Here is a 1,499-nt window from a genome sequence, read left to right on the forward strand (position 1 = left end):
CCACAACCGCCGTCATGTTCGTGCGCCTCGGGCTGGCTACTTACGCTCAGGCAATCGGCGGGTAACTCGAGGTCTTGCCTGCCGGGGTATTGCCGTTGCGGGTTGCTGGTCCACCGTCTGGCTGAAGGCTGTCTGGTGGGTTGATGGGATTAAGTATACATAATGGTTTTTTAATGTAAATTACATTATGTATACTTTTTGGGTGAGCAAGTTTATCATACTAATTTTTATGATAATTTATTTCTGTTCTATGAATTAGGGGGAAATGGATATGAAAATTAGAAGGGAGTATCGCAATAACCACTATGTAATTAATATTATAGCACTTTTTGTTTTCTTTTTTTGTACATCTCTTCAAAAAGAGCATCATAGTGTGTCTTTTTTATCTTCATCTCTGCAAGAAAACGCTTAGCTTCGACTTCAGGTAAGTCATCAAACAGCTTGAGAAGTTCTAGCTTTTCCTCAGTCAAGGTGGGTATAGAGGATGTTGTAGGAGACATGGCTTCAAGCTCATTATCTACCAATAATAAGCCATCATTATTAAGAATGAGTTTGTTCAAACCAAGGATCGCCATTATCTTACAAAAATCCTCTATTCGAGGCTCACGCCGTCCATTTAGCCAGTGACTAATTCCACCCTTTGTGACACCCAAGCGTTCCGCTAACTCATCTTGTGTTATGCGCAAAGCCCTCATCCGGGCTTTAGCGACTTCATGCCATTTAGCTCTTTCCATTTCTTTATTATACGCTTTGTATAAAAACCAATAAATACACATAATGGATAATCATGTTGTGCAATATGATTACGTTATGTATACTTGCCGCTTGGAGGTATACATGAACAAATTACGGCAATTCAGGAACCGAGTTCACTTAACTCAGACAGAACTCGCAAAAATGATGGGATGTACCCCTGGAGCCATTTGCCACTATGAACACGGCAGACGAAACATAGATATCAAGTTAGCTCATAAGATAGTTCAGGTAATTAATTCAAAAGGTATATCAATAGGGTTAGATGATCTTTTTCCGTCCGTAAATAAGATTGCCTAACCCGCAGTACCGCTCTTTACAACGGACACTCGTCCTACGGAAGCCACCGACAACGTGGCGAACTCAACATCCCACAGTAACAAACTCACTGTGACTGCCTCACGGCTTCGTCACGTCTGTTGATTACCACATTACACCACAGGTGCCGTGTATCTACACGTGCATCCGATAACCTGTTTTTTTCAATAAGGAAAGTATCACAAATGCAAAATGCAAAAACACGCAAAAATTCTGCGGTTGAGTTCATCAGTCGTCACCTTGTCGCAACAGCTTATCAGGCGATTGTCCGGGTACGCCAGACCAACATCGCAAAAATTCTGGGTGTCGCCGATTCAACCGTCCTGCGCCGCTCAGAGAAGCTCACCGAGACGATGGATATCTTAGCAGCCAGTGGTGTGCAGGATTTTGTCTTCGAGGGAGAGAAGAAGATGCCGCTGGATGAATAC

General features: G+C 42.8%; 3 protein-coding genes. 2 read left to right on the plus strand and 1 reads right to left on the minus strand.

Going from position 1 to position 1,499, the window contains the following annotated elements; genetic code table 11:
* Positions 1-317: 317 nt before the first annotated feature.
* The gene (locus tag QZ506_RS20270; protein ID WP_291973477.1) at positions 318-776 is read right to left on the minus strand and encodes a helix-turn-helix domain-containing protein; all 459 of its coding nucleotides are present in this window, start codon (positions 774-776) and stop codon (positions 318-320) included.
* A 61-nt stretch (positions 777-837) separates the two neighbouring features.
* Here QZ506_RS20270 and QZ506_RS20275 point away from each other — a divergent pair, with 61 nt between their 5' ends.
* Together QZ506_RS20275 and QZ506_RS20280 are read left to right on the plus strand one after the other, a co-directional pair.
* Positions 838-1,053: a helix-turn-helix transcriptional regulator gene (locus tag QZ506_RS20275; protein ID WP_291973479.1), complete on the plus strand. Its 216-nt coding sequence runs from the start codon at positions 838-840 to the stop codon at positions 1,051-1,053.
* A 203-nt stretch (positions 1,054-1,256) separates the two neighbouring features.
* On the plus strand, positions 1,257-1,499 hold a 243-nt coding region (locus QZ506_RS20280; RefSeq protein ID WP_291973481.1), incomplete at its 3' end, for a hypothetical protein.

This window comes from Candidatus Symbiopectobacterium sp. (assembly GCF_020054415.1).
In the GTDB taxonomy this organism is placed as follows: Bacteria; Pseudomonadota; Gammaproteobacteria; order Enterobacterales; family Enterobacteriaceae; genus Symbiopectobacterium.